Here is an 18,467-nt window from a genome sequence, read left to right as displayed (position 1 = left end):
TATTCTCCTATTACCAGCTGGCTTTGGTCATACCCGGGATTTCGCCTTTCATGGCGAATTCGCGGAGTTTGGTACGGGCGAGGCCGAATTTACGGAAGGTGCCACGTGGGCGGCCGGTCATGGCGCAGCGGTTACGCTGGCGGGTCGGCGCCGAGTTACGTGGCAGTGCCTGCAGTTTCAGGCGCGCTTCGTAACGCTCTTCTTCGGTCTTCGACTGGTCGTCGATGATTGCTTTCAGAGCTGCACGCTTTGCGGCGAATTTCTCCACCAGGTCTGCACGCTTCTGTTCGCGGTTAATCAGTGCAAGTTTTGCCATGCTCTTAGTTCCTGAACGGGAATTTGAAGGCGGCGAGCAGCGCTTTGGCTTCATCGTCGGTCTTAGCGGTCGTGGTGATCGAGATGTTCATGCCACGCAGCGCGTCGATCTTGTCGTAGTCGATTTCAGGGAAGATGATCTGTTCCTTGACACCGATGTTGTAGTTGCCACGACCGTCGAACGATTTGCCATTCACACCGCGGAAGTCACGCACGCGTGGCAGGGCCACGGTGATGAAACGGTCCAGGAACTCGTACATACGGGCGCCGCGCAGGGTCACCATCGTACCGATCGGGTAGCCTTCGCGGATCTTGAAACCTGCGATTGCCTTGCGCGACTTGGTGGTCACTGGCTTCTGGCCGGCGATCTTGGTCAGGTCGCCCACAGCGTGCTCGAGCACTTTCTTGTCGGCGATCGCTTCACCAACACCCATGTTCAGGGTGATCTTGGTCAGGCGCGGCACTTCCATCACCGACTTGTAGCCGAATTTTTCGGTCAGGTCAGCGACGACTTTGTCTTTGTAGAATTGTTGGAGACGGGCCATTTCTTACACCTTCACTTCTTCGCCGGAAGACTTGTAGACGCGGACTTTTTTACCGTCCTGGTCTTTGAAGCCTACGCGGTCAGCCTTGCCGGTCGCGGCGTTGAACAGCGCGACGTTGGAGACGTGAATCGGCATCGCCTTGTCGACGATACCACCTTGTACGCCGGTCATCGGGTTTGGCTTGACGGCCTTCTTGGCAACGTTCACGCCATCGACGATGACGTGCTCGGCGTCGACGCGACGCGAAACCACGCCACGCTTGCCCTTGTCTTTACCGGCCAAAACGATGACTTCGTCGTTTTTACGAATCTTATCCATTGCGACTCCTTACAGTACTTCAGGTGCCAGGGACACGATCTTCATGAACTTTTCAGTGCGCAGTTCGCGGGTCACTGGTCCGAAGATACGGGTGCCGATCGGTTCCAGCTTGGCGTTGAGCAGCACTGCGGCATTGCCGTCGAACTTCACCAGGGAGCCGTCTTGGCGGCGCACACCTTTAGCGGTACGCACAACCACAGCGTTATAAATTTCACCTTTTTTGACACGGCCACGTGGCGCGGCAACCTTGATGGTTACCTTGATGATGTCGCCAATGCTCGCATAACGGCGCTTGGAGCCGCCCAACACCTTGATGCACAAAACTTCTTTTGCACCGGTGTTGTCGGCCACTTCGAGCCGGCTTTCAGTTTGAATCATAGTATTTTCTTTCCCAACTTAAGCCGAAGAAATCCCACGGAAAACCGTAGGCCTGCGGTCAGTCTTGGTCCCGCCGTACCGCCCCTGCTGGAGCACTACGATTGGGTGATTGGACTTTCCAATTGCTTCGTACAGGCCGCAGTTACCGAGGGGGACAAACTGCGGCAACACATGAACGAAGCCCGCTAGTATCCCAGATACCAGCGGGCCACGCAAGACAATTTTTAAGGCTTAGATGACCTGTGCAACCTGCACAACACGGGTCACGGTCCACGCCTTCGTCTTCGAGATCGGGCGACCTTCCGAGATCTCGACCGTGTCGCCGGTCTTGGCCTGGTTGGTCTCATCGTGCGCGTGGTACTTGTTCGAGCGGACGATGATTTTGCCGTACAGCGGGTGCTTCACGTGACGTTCGATCAGTACGGTTACCGTCTTGTCCATTTTGTCGGACACGACCTTGCCGACCAGCGTACGCTTCAGCGCCGTTTTAGTGGTGTCGTTCATTTGGCTTCCTTCTGGTTCATCACGGTCTTCACACGTGCGATGTCGCGACGTACTTTCTTGAGCTGCGCGGTATTGCCCAGCTGCTGGGTAGCGATTTGCATGCGCAGGCCGAATTGGGCCTTCAGCAGCTCACTCAGCTCCTTTTGCAGCGCTTCCTGGTCCTTGCCGCGGAGTTCCGATGCTTTCATATTCAACTCCTGTTATTGGCCGACTTGGCGCACGACGAACGTGGTAGCCAGTGGCAGTTTGGCAGCGGCCAGGCGGAATGCTTCGCGCGCCAGTTCTTCTGCGACGCCGTCCATCTCGTACAGGACTTTGCCTGGCTGGATTTCAGCGACGTAGTACTCCGGATTACCCTTACCGTTACCCATACGGACTTCGGCCGGCTTGTTCGAAATCGGCTTGTCCGGGAAGATACGGATCCAGATACGACCGCCACGCTTGATGTGACGGGTCATGGCGCGACGTGCCGCCTCGATCTGGCGTGCGGTGATACGGCCGCGGGCAACTGCCTTCAGACCGAATTCGCCGAACGAGACCGCGGTGCCGCGGGTGTGCGAAATGCCGGTGTTACGGCCTTTCTGCTCTTTACGATACTTCCTGCGCGATGGTTGCAGCATGCTTATTCTCCTGCTTTCTCAGCTGGTGCAGCAGCGGCCGGGGTCGCCAGCTTGACGGCTGGGCGAGCACGCACGGTTGGGGCTGCAGCTGGACGGGCGCCGCCGGCCGGACGTGGGCCGCGCGATGGCTTGCCGTCGTCACGACGTGGGCCGCGTGGCTTCTTCTCGTCTGGCGGGGTGTCGATGACCGGGGCTTCGCCGGTGACCGAACGGTCGCCCTTGTAGACCCAGACCTTGACGCCGATGATGCCGTACGTGGTCGATGCTTCGCTGGTGCCGTAGTCGATATCGGCGCGCAGGGTGTGCAGAGGCACACGACCTTCGCGGTACCATTCGGTACGGGCGATTTCGATGCCGTTCAGACGGCCCGACGACATGATCTTGATGCCGACGGCACCCAGACGCATGGCGTTTTGCATGGCGCGCTTCATCGCGCGGCGGAACATGATGCGCTTTTCGAGCTGCTGCGAGATCGAATCGGCGATCAGCTGCGAATCGATTTCCGGCTTGCGAATCTCTTCGATATTGACGTGCACAGGCACGCCCATGATCTTCGCCAGCGAAGTCTTCAGCACTTCGATGTCTTCGCCTTTTTTACCGATCACGACACCTGGACGCGACGAGTAGATGGTGAAGCGCGCGTTCTTGGCTGGACGCTCGATGACGATGCGGCCGACCGAAGCGTTCTTCAGCTTCTTCTTCAGGAAAGCGCGGGCTTGCAGATCTTCGTTGAGCATTTCAGCGAAGTTGCCGTTGCCGGCGTACCAGCGCGACGCCCAGTTACGGGTGACGGACAGGCGGAAGCCTGTTGGGTGAATCTTCTGTCCCATCGTGTGACTCCTTAGTTACCGACAGTCACGTAGATGTGACAGGATTGTTTCGAAATGCGATCACCGCGGCCTTTGGCGCGAGCCGTAAAGCGCTTCAGGATCGGACCCTTTTCAACGTAGATCTGGGTGATCTTCAGTTCGTCGATATCGGCGCCATCGTTGTGTTCCGCGTTGGCGATTGCCGACTCGAGAACCTTCTTGATGATGGTTGCGCCTTTCTTCGGGCTGAACTGCAGAATGTTGAGTGCTGCATCAACCTTCTTGCCGCGGATCAGGTCAGCAACGAGGCGGCCCTTTTGTTCCGACAGGCGCACGCCTTTGAGGATAGCTTTAGTTTCCATTATTTTTTCGCCTTCTTGTCAGCGGCGTGGCCCTTGAACGTACGGGTCAGCGCGAATTCGCCGAGCTTGTGGCCGACCATGTTCTCGGAGACGTACACCGGCACGTGCAGCTTGCCGTTGTGAACAGCGATCGTCAGACCGATGAAGTCAGGCGTGATCGTCGAGCGACGCGACCAGGTTTTCACTGGCTTTTTGTCTTTGTTCGCTTGCGCGGTCTCGACTTTTTTCACCAGGTGGGCGTCAACGAACGGCCCTTTTTTCAATGAACGAGTCATGTGTTATCCCTTATTTCTTGCCGCGGCGCGAGACGATCATCGAAGAAGTGCGCTTGTTCGAACGCGTCTTCTTGCCCTTCGTCTGTTGGCCCCATGGCGACACCGGATGGCGACCAGCAGCCGTACGACCTTCACCACCACCGTGCGGGTGGTCGATCGGGTTCATGACGACACCGCGGACGGTCGGACGGACACCGCGCCAGCGCATCGCACCAGCTTTACCAATCTTGCGCAGGCTGTGCTCGGCATTGCCGACTTCGCCAACCGTTGCGCGGCACTCGATGTGCACGCGACGGACTTCACCCGAGCGCAGGCGAACCTGGGCGTAGGTGCCTTCGCGGGCCATCAGGACCACGGCGGCGCCGGCGGTACGGGCCATCTGGGCACCCTTACCTGGCAGCATTTCGACGCAGTTCATCACGGTACCGACCGGGATGTTACGGATTGGCAGGCAGTTGCCCGACTTGATCGGCGCTTCCGAGCCGTTCATGACGCTGTCGCCGACAGCCATGCCTTTGGTGGCGATGATGTACTGACGCTCGCCGTCCGCGTAGCACAGCAGTGCAATGTGCGCGGTACGGTTCGGGTCGTATTCGATACGCTCGACCTTGGCAGGAATGCCGTCCTTCTGGCGCTTGAAGTCGACCAGACGGTAGTGTTGCTTGTGACCACCACCGATGTGACGGGTGGTGATGTGGCCGTTGTTGTTACGGCCAGCAGTCTTCGATTTCTTCTCAACCAGTGCTGCGAACGGGCGACCCTTGTACAGGCCCTCGGTCACAACTTTCACCATGCCGCGGCGGCCTGGGGAGGTTGGCTTCATCTTAACGAGTGCCATTATTTAGCCTCCTCGACAAAATTGATTTCCTGGCCTGGCTTCAGGCACACGAAAGCGCGCTTGGTGTGGTTGCGACGGCCATTGAAACGGCCCGAACGCTTTTGTTTGCCTTCGCGGTTCACGGTTTGCACCGATTCCACTTCGACCTTGAACAGCAGTTCGACGGCAGCCTTGATTTCCGGCTTGGTCGCGTCTGGCAAGACCTTGAAGACGATCTGCTCGTTCTTTTCCGCGACGAAGGTAGCTTTCTCGGAAATGACCGGAGCCATCAGCACCTTCATCAGGCGCTCTTCGCTAAATTTGATTGCGGTGCTCATGCGTACATCTCCTCGATCTTGGCCAGTGCAGCTTTGGTGACCAGGACTTTCTTGTAGAACACCAGCGACATCGGGTCAGCTGCTTTTGGCTCGACAACCAGCACGTTCGGCAGGTTACGTGATGCCAGCAACAGGTTTTCTTCGATGGTGTCGGTGATCACCAGGACCGATTCCAGACCCATGCCCTGCAGCTTTTGCGACAGCAGCTTGGTTTTCGGAGCGTCGATCGACAGGTTCTCGATAACGACCAGACGGCCTTCACGTGCCAGTTGCGAGAAGATCGAGCAGATACCTGCGCGGAACATCTTCTTGTTGACCTTGTGGGTGAAGTTCTCGTCAGGCGAGTTCGGGAAAATGCGACCACCGCCGCGCCACAGAGGCGACGACGACATACCAGCACGAGCGCGGCCGGTGCCTTTCTGGCGCCATGGCTTTTTCGTGGTGTGGCTGACTTCTTCACGGTCTTTCTGCTTGCGGTTGCCGCTACGTGCGTTGGCAGCGTAGGCGACGACGACCTGGTGAATCAGTGCTTCGTTGTATTCGCGGCCGAACACGGTATCGGCAGCTGCAACAGCGGCGCCAGCTTGACCTTGCTCATTCAGGAGCTGAAGTTCCATATTTAAGCTCCTTTCTTGGCTTTGACTTTGACAGCCGGCTTGACGATCACTTGACCGTTCTTGGCGCCAGGAACGGCACCTTTTACCAGCAGCAATTGACGCTCGGCGTCGATACGGGCGATTTCCAGGTTCTGGGTGGTGACAGTGACGTCGCCCATGTGACCGGTCATGCGCTTACCAGGGAACACGCGGCCCGGATCCTGCGCCATACCGATGGAGCCTGGAACGTTGTGCGAACGCGAGTTACCGTGGGTTTGGCGGCCCGATGCGAAGTTGTGACGCTTGATGGTACCGGCGTAGCCCTTACCGATCGAGGTGCCTTGCACGTCGATTTTCTGGCCGACTTCGAACAGCGAGACATTGACTGCGTCGCCAGTTTTCAGTTCAGCTGCCTTGGCAGCGTCAACGCGGAATTCGCGCAGCATGGTGCCAGCTTCGACGCCTGCTTTTGCGTGGTGACCCGCAACTGCCTTGGTCACGCGGGAAGCGCGACGTTGACCGAATGCGACCTGGACTGCAGCGTAGCCGTCAGTTTCAGGAGTTTTGATTTGTGCGACACGGTTGTTCGACACGTCGAGCACGGTAACTGGGATCGAATCCCCGTCATCCGTGAAGATGCGCATCATGCCAACCTTGCGACCGAGAAGGCCCAAGCTCATTTTTTCTCCATTCCCACCTACGATTGGGCGGGGGTAGTTGAACTACTAAAAACGTACGGACTCTGCAACGACGAGTCCATACCGAAGCCGGCTAGTATAGCGCGCAAAAGGGCTTGACGCAACAAGATAATCGGGGGTATGTCGACCCTGTTGCGCGTTTTTCGCAGTAGCGTGGAGAAGAAGGAATCTGGCCTGGCTGGCCAGCACAGAAAAGGCACCGATGCGCCTTTTCTCTGCGCCGATCACAAGAGGATCGACGCGAACTTTGAAGTGTCTTTGGTGGGCGGTGCAGGATTCGAACCTGCGACCCCTTGGATGTCGACCAAGTATTCTAACCAACTGAACTAACCGCCCGGGGAGCCGCATTATGCCAAGGGTTGCCGTGGTTTGCAATAGCTGAGTGTTGAAAGGCGTGCGCGGATGTCGGTGGGGCTGTTGCCTGCCCTGCTGTGGGTGGGCTTCGTCCGCGTGGGCACAGGGTGCCCACCCTACGGATGAGGCCGCTGACTGCCGGCCGCAAAAATCGGGTTTCGCGACCGGAGCCCCTGGCGCGTCCCGTAGGGTGGGCTCTCCGAGCCCACGCGGATCATGCATCCCGATAACAGCACAGGCAACAGCCCCGCCTACCCATGCCTCCCTTCCATGGGCAGCCCCGCCTGAGTCTCGTAGAGTGGGCTCTCCGAGCCCACGCGGACCATGCATGCCCATGCCAGCACAGGCAACAGCCCCATGGACCCATGCGTTCCCCCCTCCCGCCCCCCGCCTAAGTCTTCCGTAAGCCCCGATGTGTAATATTCGTCAATTAGCGCTATATTCACGGCAGCGACCGCGCGGCCGCTCCAGGGGCCGCGCGACAACGAGTCCACCGACAACCCGCGACAATCACGAAAGGAGCTGTAATGGCAATCAGTCTGCAAAAGGGCGGCAACGTCAACCTGAGCAAGGAAGCGCCGAACCTCACCAAGGTCATCATCGGCCTGGGCTGGGATCCGCGCTCGACCGACGGCGCCGCCTTCGACCTCGACGGCAGTGCCTTCATGCTCAAGGCCGACGGCAAGGTTCGTGGCGACGCCGACTTCATCTTCTATAACAACCTGAAGTCCAGCGACGGCTCCGTCGTCCACAACGGCGACAACACCACCGGCCAGGGCGAAGGCGACGACGAAACCGTCACCGTCGACCTGACGCGCGTGCCGGCCGACATCGACAAGATCTCCTTCTGCGTGACCATCCACGAAGCCGACTCGCGCCGCCAGAGCTTCGGCATGGTCAGCAAGGCCTTCATCCGCTGCGTCAATGCCAACGGCAACGGCGAAATCGCCCGCTACGACCTGTCCGAGGACAGCTCGACCGAGACGGCAATGATCTTCGGCGAACTGTATCGCGCAGGCGGCGACTGGAAATTCCGCGCCGTCGGCCAGGGCTACAACGGCGGCCTCGGTCCGCTGGCACGCTCGTTCGGCGTCAACGTCTGACGCACCCTTCCCCCATACCGCGCCGCCGCCTGTCCGGGGGCGCGGCCTGCTCTTCCTGCTAGCGAACGATTCTTCATGCGTGTCTGGTTCAACCGCGGTTTTTCCTCCGTCCACACTGCCCTCTCCCTGATCCGCCAGGCAGATTCAAGCGGGCGTTTCCACCTCCTGCACAGCCATCCGAACCCGCATTCCGCCGGCGCCCGGCTGGCCGACGCCTTCCATCCCGAACCGACCGGCCTCACGCCAGCGCAGTACATCGACTGGTGCCTCGACTTTTGCCGCGCGCAGCAGGTCGACATCTTCGTGCCAGGACGCGAGGCCACGGTGCTGGCCGGCGCCCAGGCGCGCTTCGACGCGATCGGCACGCGCATGCTGAACGTGGCCTCGGAGGCGGCGTTGCAGCTCATCCACGACAAGGCGCGCTTCTACGCCGAGACCGATCTGCCGGTCGCACCGGTGGCCGAGTTCCGCCACTTCGAGAACGCGGCCGCTTTCGAGGAAGCCCATGACGCGCTGCGCCGCCGCCATGCGCGCCTGTGCGTGAAACCGGCGCATTCGATCTACGGCCTGGGCTTTGCCGTGCTCGACGAAGAGCGCAGCAGCGCCGAGATCCTGATGGCTGGCGCCGAATACCACGTCAGCCTGGCCGACTTCCGCCGCGGCCTGGCGAACATGGGCAACTTCCGCAGCATGCTGCTGATGGAATACCTGGACGGGCGCGAATACAGCGTCGATTGCGTGGGCGACGCCGGCCGCCTGGTTGCCGCCGTGGTGCGCCGCAAGTCAGGCACCGCCGGCGCCGGCCAGCGCATCGACCAGCGCGCCGACATCCTCGAGGCGACTGCCAGCCTGGCCGCCACCTATGGACTGAACGGCCTGTTCAATGTCCAGTTCCGTGAAGGCGGCGGCCGCCCCCGTCTGCTGGAAATCAACCCCCGCATGTCGGGCGGCATCGGCATGGCCTGCGTGGCCGGGCCCAACCTGCCCTGGCTGGCCATCAAAGGCTGCGCCGACGGGTTCGAGGGACTGGCGGTGCCCGCCGTACGCAACGGCATCCGCGTTGCCGAAATGGCGCAGGCCGTGGAGCTGGCATGAACGCGCGCAGCGACGACGGCTTGTCCATCGGGCGCAGCGCCGAACTGCCGACCGGCCTGCTCGAGCTCACGCTGCACGAGGGCGCGCACGAGCTCGACGCGCTGCTCGGCTTTGCGGCGCGCGCGAATGCCAAGCGCGGTTTTCTGTTCCTGAGCAAGGTGCTGGGCAAGCACTGGCCGGTGCGCCCGCGCGACATGCTGGCCGTGCACGAACGCCTGGCTACCGGCGTTCCCGTGACTGACAATGCGGCCGACGCTCCGGTGCTCTTCATCGCCATGGCGGAAACCGCGGTGGGCCTCGGCCAGGGCGTGTTCGAAGCCTGGCTGCGCGCCAACCCGGGCCGCGAAGCCCTGTTCCTGCAGACCACACGCTACCGCGTCGGTAGCGGCCCGCTGCTCGAATTCGAGGAGGCGCACAGCCACGCGCCGCGCCAGTTCCTGCACCTGCCGCAGGGAGAAGCCGAACAGGCGCTGCTGCACCGGGCGCGCAGCATCGTGCTGGTCGATGACGAAGCCAGCACCGGCAACACCTTCCTGAACCTGACGCAGGCCTGCCGGCGCCTCAATCCCGGCATCGAGCACGTGCACCTGGCCGTGATCACCGATTTCATGGGCCAGGCGGCCAACGCGGGCTTGAGCGCTCGCTTCGGCCTGCCCACCACCCTCGGCGCGCTCATTAGCGGCGCCTACCGCTTCACCCCTGGCACCCTGCCGGTCGACGCGGCGCCGGCCCAGCGCTACGATGCGAAAGCCGAACGCGGCGCCAGCACCCGTTTCGGCCGCCTGGGGATGGCGCGCGCTGCGTACGCCCGAAGCGCTGGCAGAGCGCCTGGCCGCAGGGTTCGCACCTGGCGAGAAAGTGCTGGTGCTGGGCACCGGCGAATTCATGCACCCGTCCACGCTGCTGGGCGCGGCGCTGGAGCGCCATGGCGTCGACGTCGTGGTGCAATCGACCACGCGCTCGCCCATCCTCACCTGGGGCGCTGTCAGCCACGCCTTGCGCTTCCCCGACAACTACGGCGAAGGCGTTGCCAACTACCTGTACAACGTGGCGCCAGGCCAGTACCAGCATGTGCTGCTCTGCCACGAGACAGCTCCGAACGACGCCCTGCATGCGCTGGCGCGCCAGCTCGGCGCGCGCCTGTTCCACTATCACCTGGAAGACGATGTTGAAGAAGTTCCTGTTTGCTGACCTGGACGATACCCTGTTCCAGACGCTCGAGAAATGCGCCGGCCGCGCGGAGCTCGAGCCGGCCGCCTATTACAGCGATGGCAGCATCTGCTCGTACACCACGCCGGCGCAGCGCGCCTTTTTTGCGTTTGCCAGCGAAGGCACGACCGTGATCCCGACCACGGCGCGCAGCCTGGACGCGTTCCGCCGCGTCGACCTGGGCTTTTCCAGCTACGTCATCCTGAATTTCGGCGGCGTCATCCTGCTGCCGGACGGCGCCATCGACCGCGAATGGCAGGCGCAAATGCACGGCCAGATGACGACCGCCCTGCCCGGTTCTGCAGGGGCTGGCCGCCCACGTCGACGCCTGGGCCGTGGACTGCGGCTACCGTGGCCGCGCGCGCCTGGTGGAAGACGCGGGCACGCCGTTTTTCGTGGTGCTCAGGATCCGGACAAGGACCACGACACGCTGGCGCGCATCGAGCGCGAGGTCGTACAGCCCTGGCTCGATGCGCATGCCGGCTACTGCGTGCACCGCAACGGCAACAACCTGGCCATCCTGCCGCGCAGCCTGGACAAGGCGCATGCGGTGGCCCACGTGACGGAGCGCCTGCGCCGCGAGCACGGCGAGATCGTCACCTTCGGCATGGGCGATAGCCGCTCGGATGCGCGCTTCATGGCCGACTGCGACTATGCGATCGTCCCGCGTGGCACCCAGCTCTCCAGACTGACGCTGGAGGCCCTGTGAGTTTTTCGGGCAGCTATGCGAGCGGGGACGTGCGCTTCCTCCTGACGCCCCTGGTGCTGGCCGATTTCGTCGATATCGGCGAAAAGGAGGCGTTGATCCAGTCCGGCCGCCGCCACTACAGCGAAATGCTGACTCCCGAACGGCCGCCGTCGCAGCGCTACCTGGCCTTGTTCGACCAGGCCTGCCGCGACAATGGCGAGCGCATGGCACTGGACTGCCTGCGCCTGGCGAGCCTGATCGCGGCACGCCGCAGCGGGCCGGTGACGCTGGTATCGCTGGCACGCGGCGGCACGCCCGTCGGCGTGGTGCTGCAACGCCTGCTGGGCCCCGTTTTCAAGCGCGCCAGCACCCACTATTCGGTCTCGATCGTGCGCGACCGCGGCATCGACGCGAACGCCCTGCGCCACATCCTGGCCCGGGGCCACGCGCCCGAATCGATCGTGTTTGTGGACGGCTGGACCGGCAAGGGCGTGATCGCACGCGAGCTGGCAGCCTCGATCGCGCGCTTCAACCGTGAACACGGCGTGGGGCTCGACGCCGGCCTGTACGTGCTGTCGGACCTGGCCGGGGCGGCAAGCGTCGCCGCCGCCCTGCGACGACTACCTGATCCCCTCGAGCATCCTGAACGCGACGGTGTCGGGCCTGGTCAGCCGCTCGGTGCTGAGCGATGCGATCGGTCCGGCCGACTTCCACGGCTGCGTGCTCTACGAGGCGTTCGCGCCGCAGGACCGCTCGCGCGCATTCGTCGACCTGCTGGTGAAACTCGCGCTCGCGCAGGCGCCGTCGCTGGGCCAGGTGGAAGCGATCGATACCCGCGCGGCCGCCGCGCGCTCGCACGCCTACATTGCCGGCGCCATGGCGCGCCATGCCATCGGCGACGTCAACCTCGTCAAGCCGGGCATCGGCGAAGCCACCCGCGTGCTGCTGCGCCGCGTGCCGCGCCTGCTGCTGCTGCGCCAGGCGCAGGGCGCGGCGACGGCGCACCTGCGCCTGCTGGCCGAAGAAAAGGCGGTACCGGTCGAGATCGACCCGGCGCTGCCGTATGAAGCTGTTTCCCTGATCAGGAGTGCCTCGGATGCATGAATCGATGGGCGCGTCGCTGTACGTGCCAGCCAACCACAAAGACCTGCTGCAGGTGGCCAACGGCGAGAAGCTGCCACAGGCGCGCTCGCTGATCTTCTGTACCGAAGACGCGGTGGCAGACCGCGACCTGAGCTGGGCGCTGTTCAACCTGTCGGTGGTGCTGCAGAACATGCACCCCGATGTGCATGCGCAGCGCTTCGTGCGGGTGCGTAATCCCGAGGTGCTGGCGCGGGTGCTGGCCATGCCGGGCGTGCACAAGCTGGCCGGCTTCGTGATCCCGAAAGCGACGCGCCAGAATTTCGAATCGTATTACCGCCAGGTGCGCGACACGCGCCACCTCTTGATGCCGACGCTGGAAACGGCCGAGGTGTTCAGCGAGCGCGAGATGGAAGCCTTCCGCGAGCTGCTGCAGGCCCCGGGCGTGCGCAACCGCATCCTGGCGCTGCGCATCGGCGGCAACGATCTGCTGGCCCTGCTGGGACTGCGCCGTCCGCGCGGCATGACGATTTATCGCACGCCTCTGGGTCCCGTGATCGCACGCCTGGTGACAATCTTCCGCCCCTGGGGCTTCATGCTGACCGCGCCCGTGTTCGAGCACCTCGATGCACCGGCCCTGCTCGACCAGGAAGTGCTGGAAGATATCGCCTACGGCATGGTCGGCAAGACGGCCATTCACCCGAGCCAGATCGCACCGATCGAACAGCATTACAAGGTGAAGCCGCAGGACCTGGCGGCGGCCCATGCCATCCTCGACGAGAACAGCCCGGCCGTCTTCAAGCTGCACGAATCGATGTGCGAGGTGGCTACCCACCGCGCCTGGGCGGAGCGCCTTGTCGCGCAGTCGCGCCGCTTCGGCGCCGAGGCATCTTCCATTGAAAGGGAAAGCACATGAACATCTTCTCGCGCGGCCAGAAGGGCAAGCTGGCCGACCTGGGCCTGGGCGCCTCCTTCCCGGTCGAAATCGATATCGCGGCGCCAGGCATGACGCTCGACGTCTCCTGCTTCGGGCTCGATGGCGCCGACAAGCTCTCGGACGAGCGCTACATGGTCTTCTACAACCAGCTCGCCAGCCCCGGCGACGCCGTGCGCCTGCAACTGGCTGGCAGCAAGGCCCGCTTCGACCTGAAACTCGACGCCCTGCCTTCGACCATCGCCAAGCTGGTGTTCGTGGCCGCCATCGACGGCGCGCAAACCATGCGCGCGCTCGGTGCCAGCAGCCTCACCGTCGGCAGCGCGCTGCGCTTTCCGTGGTCTGGGGCGGACTTCGGCGACGAAAAGGCGGTGATCGTGGCCGAGCTGTACCGGCGCGACGGGCAATGGCGCTTCGGCGCGGTTGGCCAGGGATTCAATGGCGGGCTGTCGGCGCTGCTGAAGCATTTCGGTGGAAGCGAGGCGGCACCGCCGTCTTCCACGCCGGCACAGCCGGCACCCGCGCCGGTTTCTTCTGTCCAGCCTAAAGTCTCGCTGTCGAAAGTCACGCTCGAAAAGCGCGGCGACAAGGTCTCGCTCGAGAAGCGCGCCGGCGGCGGCTTCGGACGGATCCACGTCAACCTGAACTGGAACCAGTCCGGCGCCGTCAGCCCGAGCACGCAGCCCGAGAAGACGGGCTTCCTCGGCCGGCTGAGCGGCGCGCTGGGTGGCGCCCCGGGCGGACGCCGGCGTTCAGGTGGCATCGACCTGGATCTGGGCTGCATGTTCGAACTGGCCGATGGCCGCAAGGGCCTGGTGCAGGCGCTCGGCAATGCCTGGGGCGACTACGACAACGTCCCCTATATCAAGCTCGACGCCGACGACCGCACGGGATCGTCGAGCAATGGCGAAAACCTGTACATCAACGGCGAGCGCTTCGACGGCATCCGCCGCGCGCTGATCTTTTCCTTCATCTACGAGGGTGTGCCGAACTGGGGAGCGACCGATGGCGTGGTCACCATCGCCGTACCGAACCAGGCACCGGTCGAGGTACGCCTGGACGGTGGCGGCAGCCAGATGATGTGTGCGATCGCGATGATCGAGAACCAGGGCGGACGCCTGCAGGTGACGAAGCTGGCCGAATATTTCGAACAGCAGGGCCGGACCAGCGCGCACGAATTGATGGACCAGCGCTTCCAGTTCGGGCTGCGCTGGAAGACCGGCAGCAAGGATTGAGGGGACGGGCGGCATGCCCTGCGCGCCGGGAAACGGCGCCGCGTCGCTTGCCTTTCTTCCTCTTCCATATCGACGAGGTGGATTCAAAAGATGTGAAATTCCGCGCATTTTCGTCGAGAGGCGGCAGGGTATGATCGCTACGGTCGAGCACTCGAGCATCCGTGCCGGGAAGCCGACGACAACCCCACCTGAAAGAAGAACCCATGAAGTGTGTAGTCCACGCCGTATTCGGTCTGTCGCTGCTTGCCGCGGCGCCTGCGTTTGCCGCTTCCGTGCCGACCGCCGCACAGGCGGCCGTTACCGGTCCCGCCCACGTGCAGGCCGTGCAGGATCTGCTGGGCGCGATGCAGGTCGAAAAAGTGCTGCGCGGCGTCGCGGCCCGCAGCCGCTTCCCGAGCCAGGAGCAGCGCCAGGCCGTGTTCGCCAAGCTCGACAAACTGCCGGCGACAGAGGTCTACCGGCGCCTGGCGCCGCAGCTGGTACAGGCGATTTCGGCGGATACCGCCATCGAGATGACGCGCTTCTACGGCACGCCCTACGGCAAGCAGGTCATTTACAAGCGCTACAACCACTCTGCCCAGTTCGTCGATCCATACGCGCGTCCATCGGTAGCGCCGGAAGAGAAGAAGGAGCGCAAGCGCGCCGCCTATGTCCTGGCAAGCAAGGAACTGGCGGCTGCGGAGCCGTCCATCGAACGCGAAGCGTTCAAGCTGCTGCAGACGATCAGTCGGGAAAAGTAAGAAGAAGCGGCCGGCGGACACTTTCGCATAAAGGAGAGGCAATGACAGCCTGGCGCCGCGCTCTGCTGCTTGTCATGGCAGGCTTCCTGAGTTCCTGCAGTCTGTTCGATTCCGGGGTCGAATGGCGCGGCGGCCCCTATGCATTGCTCTGGATCGATACGCCGGAAAACGTCTCGCTGGCCCGCGACGAGGGCGAAGGTAGTTGGGATGTGCTGGTCGACAGCACGGTGTTCGCGGTCGGCTGGGACGGGCGTTACCTGGTAGCGAAACAGCATCCAGAAGGCAATCGCGGCACGACGAGCTATTTTATCGTCGATACGGCGACGCGGTCGCCGCAGGGAGCCGTTCGCGAGACGGTGACCGGTCCGCTGACGGCGCCAGCGTTCGAGCAGAAAGCGATGGCGATGGCGCTGCCGGCATTCTCGACGGTGCTGGACCATTTGCAGTAGGCCGGCTGTCCGTCAGCTTTCCTTCCTCGCAATAAAAACGTGCTCGCTTCCTGCGCGCGCCCAGCTTGGCCCCGTTCTCCTTGCGCGGGAGCTGTCGTCGCGGGCGCGCTGTCCTTGGAAACCGGTCAGCTTTTTCCTGGTTCCTGGCGCGCATCCAGGGCCGCAATCAGTTGCTGCGGCCGGTCGAGATACAGGAAGACATACCGCACTCCGCTGCGCACCACGCCGTGGTGCACGATCGCGCAGCCGGCATCCGCGCGCAGCGTCAGGACCAGGTTCGGCTTGTCGAATGGCGTGATCGAGACCCTTTCCATCAGTCGGCATGGATGGGCCTTGCGCCACGCATCGACGGAGTCGCGCAGCAGTTGCGCATGCTCCACCCCGCCCAGCGGAATGCGGGCGCTGGCGCGCGCGCCGACCTGCAGGTCGAGATGGGTGTCGGTGAGCACGTGGCAGCTGCCACGCACGAGCCAGCGATCGCCCAGCAGCCAGACGAGGCTGTACAGGCTGCCCAGGCCGAGCAGGAGATGGATAGTGCGCAACTCGTCGGGATCCTTCAGGAACAGCGGCAGGATGGCGGCGTCGAGCGGCAGCTCCACGAGGACGGCGAACAGGCCGATGGCGATGACGGTCGAATACGCGCCCTGGGCCTGGAAGCCGAGCTGGACGCCGCCTGGGCGGGCCGGCTGCGGCTGGCGGCGCAGCCAGCAAAAGAAACCGCGCCAGATGGCTCGGTCGAGACGCACCATGCCGATGACGCCGGGTGGCAGGCAGGCTGCAAGCAGGCGTAGCGGGTTGGCCCCCTGGGCGCGCAGCGTGCGCAGGCGGATGGCGACGTCGGGAATCTGGGCCAGGTCCTTGGCTACCAGGAACAGCAGGGGCAGCACCAGGGGAAGCCCCTTCGTGGCCTCGCGCCACTGGGCAGGCAGGGCCATGCTCAGCAGCATGACGGTGAAGGAGGCCGCGTAGGCGTAGCCGAACAGGGTGACCCAGGAGGTGTCGTTCAGCTTGGCGGCCGATTCGCGCCAGCTGGCTTCAATACTGTGCATGCACGTCTCCTTGACGGGCCGCGCGGCAGGTTGCCGCTGTGCAGCCCAGGAGAGTATAGCATTTTGGCAATATGCAGGCACCGTTGCGGCCGGTTTTGGCGCCCGCACTGGCCGTCGACAGCGAACACGAACGGGCGACGTAAACGGCATCGGGGCCGGGAAGCTTCGCCAGATGGCGGCCCTTCCCGGCCCCGATGTTCCTGGCCTCGCGGATCGCTCCGCGCTGGCCGTGGAAAGTATTACTGCAGCTTGATTTCGACGTCGACGCCAGCTGGCAGGTCCAGCTTCATCAGTGCGTCAACGGTCTTGTCGGTAGGATCGACGATGTCCATCAGGCGCTGGTGCGTACGGATTTCGAACTGGTCGCGCGAGGTCTTGTTGACGTGCGGGGAACGCAGGATGTCGAAACGCTGGATGCGGGTCGGCAGTGGGACCGGGCCCTTGACCACAGCGCCGGTGCGCTTGGCGGTGTCGACGATTTCCAGTGCGGACTGGTCGATCAGCTTGTAGTCGAACGCTTTCAGGCGGATGCGGATTTTCTGGTTTGGAGCGGACATGCGATTTCCTTAGAAAAGAGCGAACCGGCTCGGGGCCGGCAATGATTTGTCAGGTGCTACATACTGCAAAGGAGCGGAAGTATATCACCGTTCCTACTTGAACAGAGGGGGCAGAATCGAAATTCTGCCCCCTCTGTTGTACGATCAGGACGCCCTTGCGGGCGGCCCGATGCGCCGATCAAACGCTATCAGGCGATGATCTTGGCAACGACACCCGCGCCGACGGTACGGCCGCCTTCACGGATTGCGAAGCGCAGGCCTTCTTCCATCGCGATCGGGTTGATCAGCTTGACGGTGATCGACACGTTGTCGCCTGGCATAACCATTTCCTTGTCCGCTGGCAGCTCGATCGAGCCGGTCACGTCGGTGGTACGGAAGTAGAACTGCGGACGGTAGTTGTTGAAGAACGGGGTGTGGCGGCCGCCTTCATCTTTCGACAGAACGTAGATCTCGCCGGTGAAGTGGTTGTGCGGCTTGATCGAGCCTGGCTTTGCCAGAACCTGACCACGCTGGACGTCTTCACGCTTGGTACCGCGCAGCAGCAGGCCGACGTTGTCGCCAGCTTGACCTTGATCCAGCAGCTTGCGGAACATTTCCACGCCGGTGCAGGTGGTCTTGACGGTATCGATGATGCCGACGATTTCGATTTCTTCGCCGACCTTGATGATGCCGCGCTCGACACGACCGGTGACGACGGTGCCGCGACCCGAGATCGAGAACACGTCTTCGACTGGCATCAGGAAGGCGCCGTCAACAGCGCGCTCTGGCGTCGGGATGTAGGTGTCCAGGGCTTCAGCGAGCTTGACGATGCAATCTTCGCCCAGTTCGCCTGGCTGGCCTTCCAGCGCCATACGTGCCGAACCCTTGATGATTGGCAGGTCGTCGCCTGGGAACTCGTACTTCGAGAGGAGCTCACGCACTTCCATTTCGACCAGTTCCAGCAGTTCCGCGTCGTCGACCAGGTCGCACTTGTTCAGGAACACGATGATGTAAGGAACGCCAACCTGACGCGCCAGCAGGATGTGCTCGCGGGTCTGTGGCATCGGGCCGTCAGCGGCCGAGCACACCAGGATCGCGCCGTCCATCTGGGCAGCACCGGTAATCATGTTCTTGATGTAGTCGGCGTGGCCTGGGCAGTCGACGTGCGCGTAGTGACGATTCGCGGTTTCGTATTCGACGTGCGCGGTGTTGATGGTAATACCACGTGCCTTCTCTTCCGGAGCCGCATCGATCTGGTCGTATGCTTTAGCTTCGCCGCCGAACTTCTTCGACAGAACGGTTGCGATTGCAGCCGTCAGGGTGGTTTTGCCGTGGTCAACGTGACCGATGGTGCCGACGTTGACGTGCGGCTTGGTCCGTTCGAATTTACCTTTTGCCATTTTGATCTTCCTTTAAAAGA

The 18,467-nt window shown here is 62.8% G+C and carries 26 protein-coding genes, 1 tRNA gene and 2 pseudogenes; 11 read left to right on the top strand and 18 right to left on the bottom strand.

Going from position 1 to position 18,467, the window contains the following annotated elements:
* Positions 1–10: 10 nt before the first annotated feature.
* The 15 genes from rpsN to G4G28_RS02315 form a co-directional block, all read right to left on the bottom strand.
* Positions 11–316 (bottom strand): 30S ribosomal protein S14, encoded by a 306-nt coding sequence (gene rpsN / locus G4G28_RS02385; protein ID WP_036240351.1) that lies wholly within the window; start codon positions 314–316, stop codon positions 11–13.
* A gap of 4 nt (positions 317–320) precedes the next feature.
* Positions 321–860: a 50S ribosomal protein L5 gene (gene rplE / locus G4G28_RS02380; RefSeq protein ID WP_182990708.1), complete on the bottom strand. Its 540-nt coding sequence runs from the start codon at positions 858–860 to the stop codon at positions 321–323.
* A 3-nt stretch (positions 861–863) separates the two neighbouring features.
* Positions 864–1,178 (bottom strand): 50S ribosomal protein L24, encoded by a 315-nt coding sequence (gene rplX, locus G4G28_RS02375; protein WP_136219936.1) that lies wholly within the window; start codon positions 1,176–1,178, stop codon positions 864–866.
* A gap of 9 nt (positions 1,179–1,187) precedes the next feature.
* Positions 1,188–1,556 carry a 50S ribosomal protein L14 gene (rplN, locus tag G4G28_RS02370; protein WP_182990707.1) on the bottom strand — a complete coding sequence of 123 codons (369 nt, stop codon included), beginning with the start codon at positions 1,554–1,556 and terminating at the stop codon, positions 1,188–1,190.
* Positions 1,557–1,787: 231 nt separating this feature from the next.
* Positions 1,788–2,060 (bottom strand): 30S ribosomal protein S17, encoded by a 273-nt coding sequence (gene rpsQ, locus G4G28_RS02365; RefSeq protein ID WP_182990706.1) that lies wholly within the window; start codon positions 2,058–2,060, stop codon positions 1,788–1,790.
* Positions 2,057–2,248 (bottom strand): 50S ribosomal protein L29, encoded by a 192-nt coding sequence (rpmC, locus tag G4G28_RS02360; RefSeq protein ID WP_159698333.1) that lies wholly within the window; start codon positions 2,246–2,248, stop codon positions 2,057–2,059. Before rpmC ends, rpsQ begins: the two co-directional genes overlap by 4 nt.
* A gap of 12 nt (positions 2,249–2,260) precedes the next feature.
* Positions 2,261–2,680: a 50S ribosomal protein L16 gene (gene rplP, locus G4G28_RS02355; protein WP_005663456.1), complete on the bottom strand. Its 420-nt coding sequence runs from the start codon at positions 2,678–2,680 to the stop codon at positions 2,261–2,263.
* Between the two features lie 2 nt (positions 2,681–2,682).
* A complete protein-coding gene (rpsC, locus tag G4G28_RS02350) occupies positions 2,683–3,510 on the bottom strand; it encodes a 30S ribosomal protein S3 (protein ID WP_182990705.1) in 828 nt (275 codons plus the stop codon).
* Between the two features lie 11 nt (positions 3,511–3,521).
* The gene (gene rplV / locus G4G28_RS02345) at positions 3,522–3,854 is read right to left on the bottom strand and encodes a 50S ribosomal protein L22 (RefSeq protein WP_182991690.1); all 333 of its coding nucleotides are present in this window, start codon (positions 3,852–3,854) and stop codon (positions 3,522–3,524) included.
* Positions 3,851–4,126, bottom strand: a complete 276-nt coding sequence (gene rpsS, locus G4G28_RS02340) for a 30S ribosomal protein S19 (RefSeq protein WP_182990704.1) — start codon at positions 4,124–4,126, stop codon at positions 3,851–3,853. Before rpsS ends, rplV begins: the two co-directional genes overlap by 4 nt.
* Positions 4,127–4,136: 10 nt before the next feature.
* Positions 4,137–4,964, bottom strand: coding sequence for a 50S ribosomal protein L2 (gene rplB / locus G4G28_RS02335; RefSeq protein WP_182990703.1), 828 nt, complete (start codon positions 4,962–4,964; stop codon positions 4,137–4,139).
* Complete coding sequence (rplW, locus tag G4G28_RS02330; protein WP_182990702.1) at positions 4,964–5,281, bottom strand: 50S ribosomal protein L23; 318 nt, start codon at positions 5,279–5,281, stop codon at positions 4,964–4,966. Before rplW ends, rplB begins: the two co-directional genes overlap by 1 nt.
* Positions 5,278–5,898, bottom strand: coding sequence for a 50S ribosomal protein L4 (gene rplD / locus G4G28_RS02325; RefSeq protein WP_182990701.1), 621 nt, complete (start codon positions 5,896–5,898; stop codon positions 5,278–5,280). The genes rplW and rplD overlap by 4 nt, the downstream gene beginning before the upstream one ends.
* A gap of 2 nt (positions 5,899–5,900) precedes the next feature.
* The gene (gene rplC, locus G4G28_RS02320) at positions 5,901–6,557 is read right to left on the bottom strand and encodes a 50S ribosomal protein L3 (protein WP_182990700.1); all 657 of its coding nucleotides are present in this window, start codon (positions 6,555–6,557) and stop codon (positions 5,901–5,903) included.
* Positions 6,558–6,834: 277 nt separating this feature from the next.
* Positions 6,835–6,911 (bottom strand) — tRNA-Val (locus G4G28_RS02315).
* A 545-nt stretch (positions 6,912–7,456) separates the two neighbouring features.
* On the opposite strand from G4G28_RS02315, the gene G4G28_RS02310 reads away from it, so the two are divergent.
* The 11 genes and pseudogenes from G4G28_RS02310 to G4G28_RS02270 all read left to right on the top strand — a co-directional run bounded on the left by G4G28_RS02310 (position 7,457) and on the right by G4G28_RS02270 (position 15,462).
* Positions 7,457–8,032: a TerD family protein gene (locus G4G28_RS02310; protein ID WP_182990699.1), complete on the top strand. Its 576-nt coding sequence runs from the start codon at positions 7,457–7,459 to the stop codon at positions 8,030–8,032.
* A gap of 75 nt (positions 8,033–8,107) precedes the next feature.
* Positions 8,108–9,127: an ATP-grasp domain-containing protein gene (locus G4G28_RS02305; protein WP_183107990.1), complete on the top strand. Its 1,020-nt coding sequence runs from the start codon at positions 8,108–8,110 to the stop codon at positions 9,125–9,127.
* Positions 9,124–9,750, top strand: a pseudogene (locus G4G28_RS25110) (phosphoribosyltransferase domain-containing protein); the annotation flags it as partial. The gene G4G28_RS02305 and the pseudogene G4G28_RS25110, both read left to right, overlap by 4 nt.
* Before the next feature lie 118 nt (positions 9,751–9,868).
* Entirely contained in the window at positions 9,869–10,318 is a 450-nt protein-coding gene (locus G4G28_RS25105; RefSeq protein ID WP_229508051.1) for a TRSP domain-containing protein, read from the top strand.
* The gene (locus tag G4G28_RS02295) at positions 10,293–11,045 is read left to right on the top strand and encodes a hypothetical protein (RefSeq protein WP_229507858.1); all 753 of its coding nucleotides are present in this window, start codon (positions 10,293–10,295) and stop codon (positions 11,043–11,045) included. Before G4G28_RS25105 ends, G4G28_RS02295 begins: the two co-directional genes overlap by 26 nt.
* A pseudogene (locus G4G28_RS25100) lies at positions 11,042–11,575 on the top strand (cysteine protease StiP domain-containing protein); the annotation flags it as partial. The gene G4G28_RS02295 and the pseudogene G4G28_RS25100, both read left to right, overlap by 4 nt.
* Positions 11,559–12,128 carry a cysteine protease StiP domain-containing protein gene (locus tag G4G28_RS27335; protein ID WP_308601677.1) on the top strand — a complete coding sequence of 190 codons (570 nt, stop codon included), beginning with the start codon at positions 11,559–11,561 and terminating at the stop codon, positions 12,126–12,128. The pseudogene G4G28_RS25100 and the gene G4G28_RS27335, both read left to right, overlap by 17 nt.
* Positions 12,121–13,020, top strand: a complete 900-nt coding sequence (locus G4G28_RS02285; protein WP_182990696.1) for an HpcH/HpaI aldolase/citrate lyase family protein — start codon at positions 12,121–12,123, stop codon at positions 13,018–13,020. The genes G4G28_RS27335 and G4G28_RS02285 overlap by 8 nt, the downstream gene beginning before the upstream one ends.
* Entirely contained in the window at positions 13,017–14,273 is a 1,257-nt protein-coding gene (locus G4G28_RS02280) for a TerD family protein (RefSeq protein ID WP_182990695.1), read from the top strand. The genes G4G28_RS02285 and G4G28_RS02280 overlap by 4 nt, the downstream gene beginning before the upstream one ends.
* Positions 14,274–14,476: 203 nt before the next feature.
* Positions 14,477–15,013: a hypothetical protein gene (locus G4G28_RS02275; protein ID WP_182990694.1), complete on the top strand. Its 537-nt coding sequence runs from the start codon at positions 14,477–14,479 to the stop codon at positions 15,011–15,013.
* Positions 15,014–15,054: 41 nt separating this feature from the next.
* On the top strand, positions 15,055–15,462 hold the full coding sequence (locus tag G4G28_RS02270) for a hypothetical protein (RefSeq protein ID WP_182990693.1): 408 nt from the start codon (positions 15,055–15,057) through the stop codon (positions 15,460–15,462).
* Between the two features lie 125 nt (positions 15,463–15,587).
* Here the strand turns inward: G4G28_RS02270 and G4G28_RS02265 are convergent, their stop codons facing one another.
* The 3 genes from G4G28_RS02265 to tuf all read right to left on the bottom strand — a co-directional run bounded on the left by G4G28_RS02265 (position 15,588) and on the right by tuf (position 18,447).
* Positions 15,588–16,511, bottom strand: a complete 924-nt coding sequence (locus tag G4G28_RS02265; RefSeq protein ID WP_183107989.1) for a hypothetical protein — start codon at positions 16,509–16,511, stop codon at positions 15,588–15,590.
* 239 nt (positions 16,512–16,750) lie between these two features.
* Positions 16,751–17,068, bottom strand: coding sequence for a 30S ribosomal protein S10 (gene rpsJ / locus G4G28_RS02260; protein ID WP_036209000.1), 318 nt, complete (start codon positions 17,066–17,068; stop codon positions 16,751–16,753).
* 188 nt (positions 17,069–17,256) lie between these two features.
* Entirely contained in the window at positions 17,257–18,447 is a 1,191-nt protein-coding gene (tuf, locus tag G4G28_RS02255; protein ID WP_182990156.1) for an elongation factor Tu, read from the bottom strand.
* Positions 18,448–18,467 lie beyond the last annotated feature (20 nt).

It is taken from the genome of Massilia sp. Dwa41.01b, from assembly GCF_014171775.1.
GTDB lineage: Bacteria > Pseudomonadota > Gammaproteobacteria > Burkholderiales > Burkholderiaceae_D > Telluria.
The sequence above is the reverse complement of the archived record's forward strand: the minus strand, read 5'-3'. Positions and strand labels throughout refer to the sequence as shown.

Bases quoted from the DNA above. Each gene is read 5' to 3' on its own strand.
- rplB (WP_182990703.1), bottom strand. From the start codon at position 4,964: ATGGCACTCGTTAAGATGAAGCCAACCTCCCCAGGCCGCCGCGGCATG.
- G4G28_RS02285 (WP_182990696.1), top strand. From the start codon at position 12,121: ATGCATGAATCGATGGGCGCGTCGCTGTACGTGCCAGCCAACCACAAA.
- rplN (WP_182990707.1), bottom strand. From the start codon at position 1,556: ATGATTCAAACTGAAAGCCGGCTCGAAGTGGCCGACAACACCGGTGCA.
- G4G28_RS02265 (WP_183107989.1), bottom strand. From the start codon at position 16,511: ATGCACAGTATTGAAGCCAGCTGGCGCGAATCGGCCGCCAAGCTGAAC.
- rplC (WP_182990700.1), bottom strand. From the start codon at position 6,557: ATGAGCTTGGGCCTTCTCGGTCGCAAGGTTGGCATGATGCGCATCTTC.
- G4G28_RS25105 (WP_229508051.1), top strand. From the start codon at position 9,869: ATGCGAAAGCCGAACGCGGCGCCAGCACCCGTTTCGGCCGCCTGGGGA.
- rplE (WP_182990708.1), bottom strand. From the start codon at position 860: ATGGCCCGTCTCCAACAATTCTACAAAGACAAAGTCGTCGCTGACCTG.
- tuf (WP_182990156.1), bottom strand. From the start codon at position 18,447: ATGGCAAAAGGTAAATTCGAACGGACCAAGCCGCACGTCAACGTCGGC.
- rplX (WP_136219936.1), bottom strand. From the start codon at position 1,178: ATGGATAAGATTCGTAAAAACGACGAAGTCATCGTTTTGGCCGGTAAA.
- G4G28_RS02295 (WP_229507858.1), top strand. From the start codon at position 10,293: ATGTTGAAGAAGTTCCTGTTTGCTGACCTGGACGATACCCTGTTCCAG.
- rpsN (WP_036240351.1), bottom strand. From the start codon at position 316: ATGGCAAAACTTGCACTGATTAACCGCGAACAGAAGCGTGCAGACCTG.
- rplD (WP_182990701.1), bottom strand. From the start codon at position 5,898: ATGGAACTTCAGCTCCTGAATGAGCAAGGTCAAGCTGGCGCCGCTGTT.
- rplW (WP_182990702.1), bottom strand. From the start codon at position 5,281: ATGAGCACCGCAATCAAATTTAGCGAAGAGCGCCTGATGAAGGTGCTG.
- rplP (WP_005663456.1), bottom strand. From the start codon at position 2,680: ATGCTGCAACCATCGCGCAGGAAGTATCGTAAAGAGCAGAAAGGCCGT.
- G4G28_RS02305 (WP_183107990.1), top strand. From the start codon at position 8,108: ATGCGTGTCTGGTTCAACCGCGGTTTTTCCTCCGTCCACACTGCCCTC.
- rpsC (WP_182990705.1), bottom strand. From the start codon at position 3,510: ATGGGACAGAAGATTCACCCAACAGGCTTCCGCCTGTCCGTCACCCGT.
- G4G28_RS02270 (WP_182990693.1), top strand. From the start codon at position 15,055: ATGACAGCCTGGCGCCGCGCTCTGCTGCTTGTCATGGCAGGCTTCCTG.
- G4G28_RS02280 (WP_182990695.1), top strand. From the start codon at position 13,017: ATGAACATCTTCTCGCGCGGCCAGAAGGGCAAGCTGGCCGACCTGGGC.
- rpsQ (WP_182990706.1), bottom strand. From the start codon at position 2,060: ATGAACGACACCACTAAAACGGCGCTGAAGCGTACGCTGGTCGGCAAG.
- rpsS (WP_182990704.1), bottom strand. From the start codon at position 4,126: ATGACTCGTTCATTGAAAAAAGGGCCGTTCGTTGACGCCCACCTGGTG.
- G4G28_RS02310 (WP_182990699.1), top strand. From the start codon at position 7,457: ATGGCAATCAGTCTGCAAAAGGGCGGCAACGTCAACCTGAGCAAGGAA.
- rpmC (WP_159698333.1), bottom strand. From the start codon at position 2,248: ATGAAAGCATCGGAACTCCGCGGCAAGGACCAGGAAGCGCTGCAAAAG.
- G4G28_RS02275 (WP_182990694.1), top strand. From the start codon at position 14,477: ATGAAGTGTGTAGTCCACGCCGTATTCGGTCTGTCGCTGCTTGCCGCG.
- rpsJ (WP_036209000.1), bottom strand. From the start codon at position 17,068: ATGTCCGCTCCAAACCAGAAAATCCGCATCCGCCTGAAAGCGTTCGAC.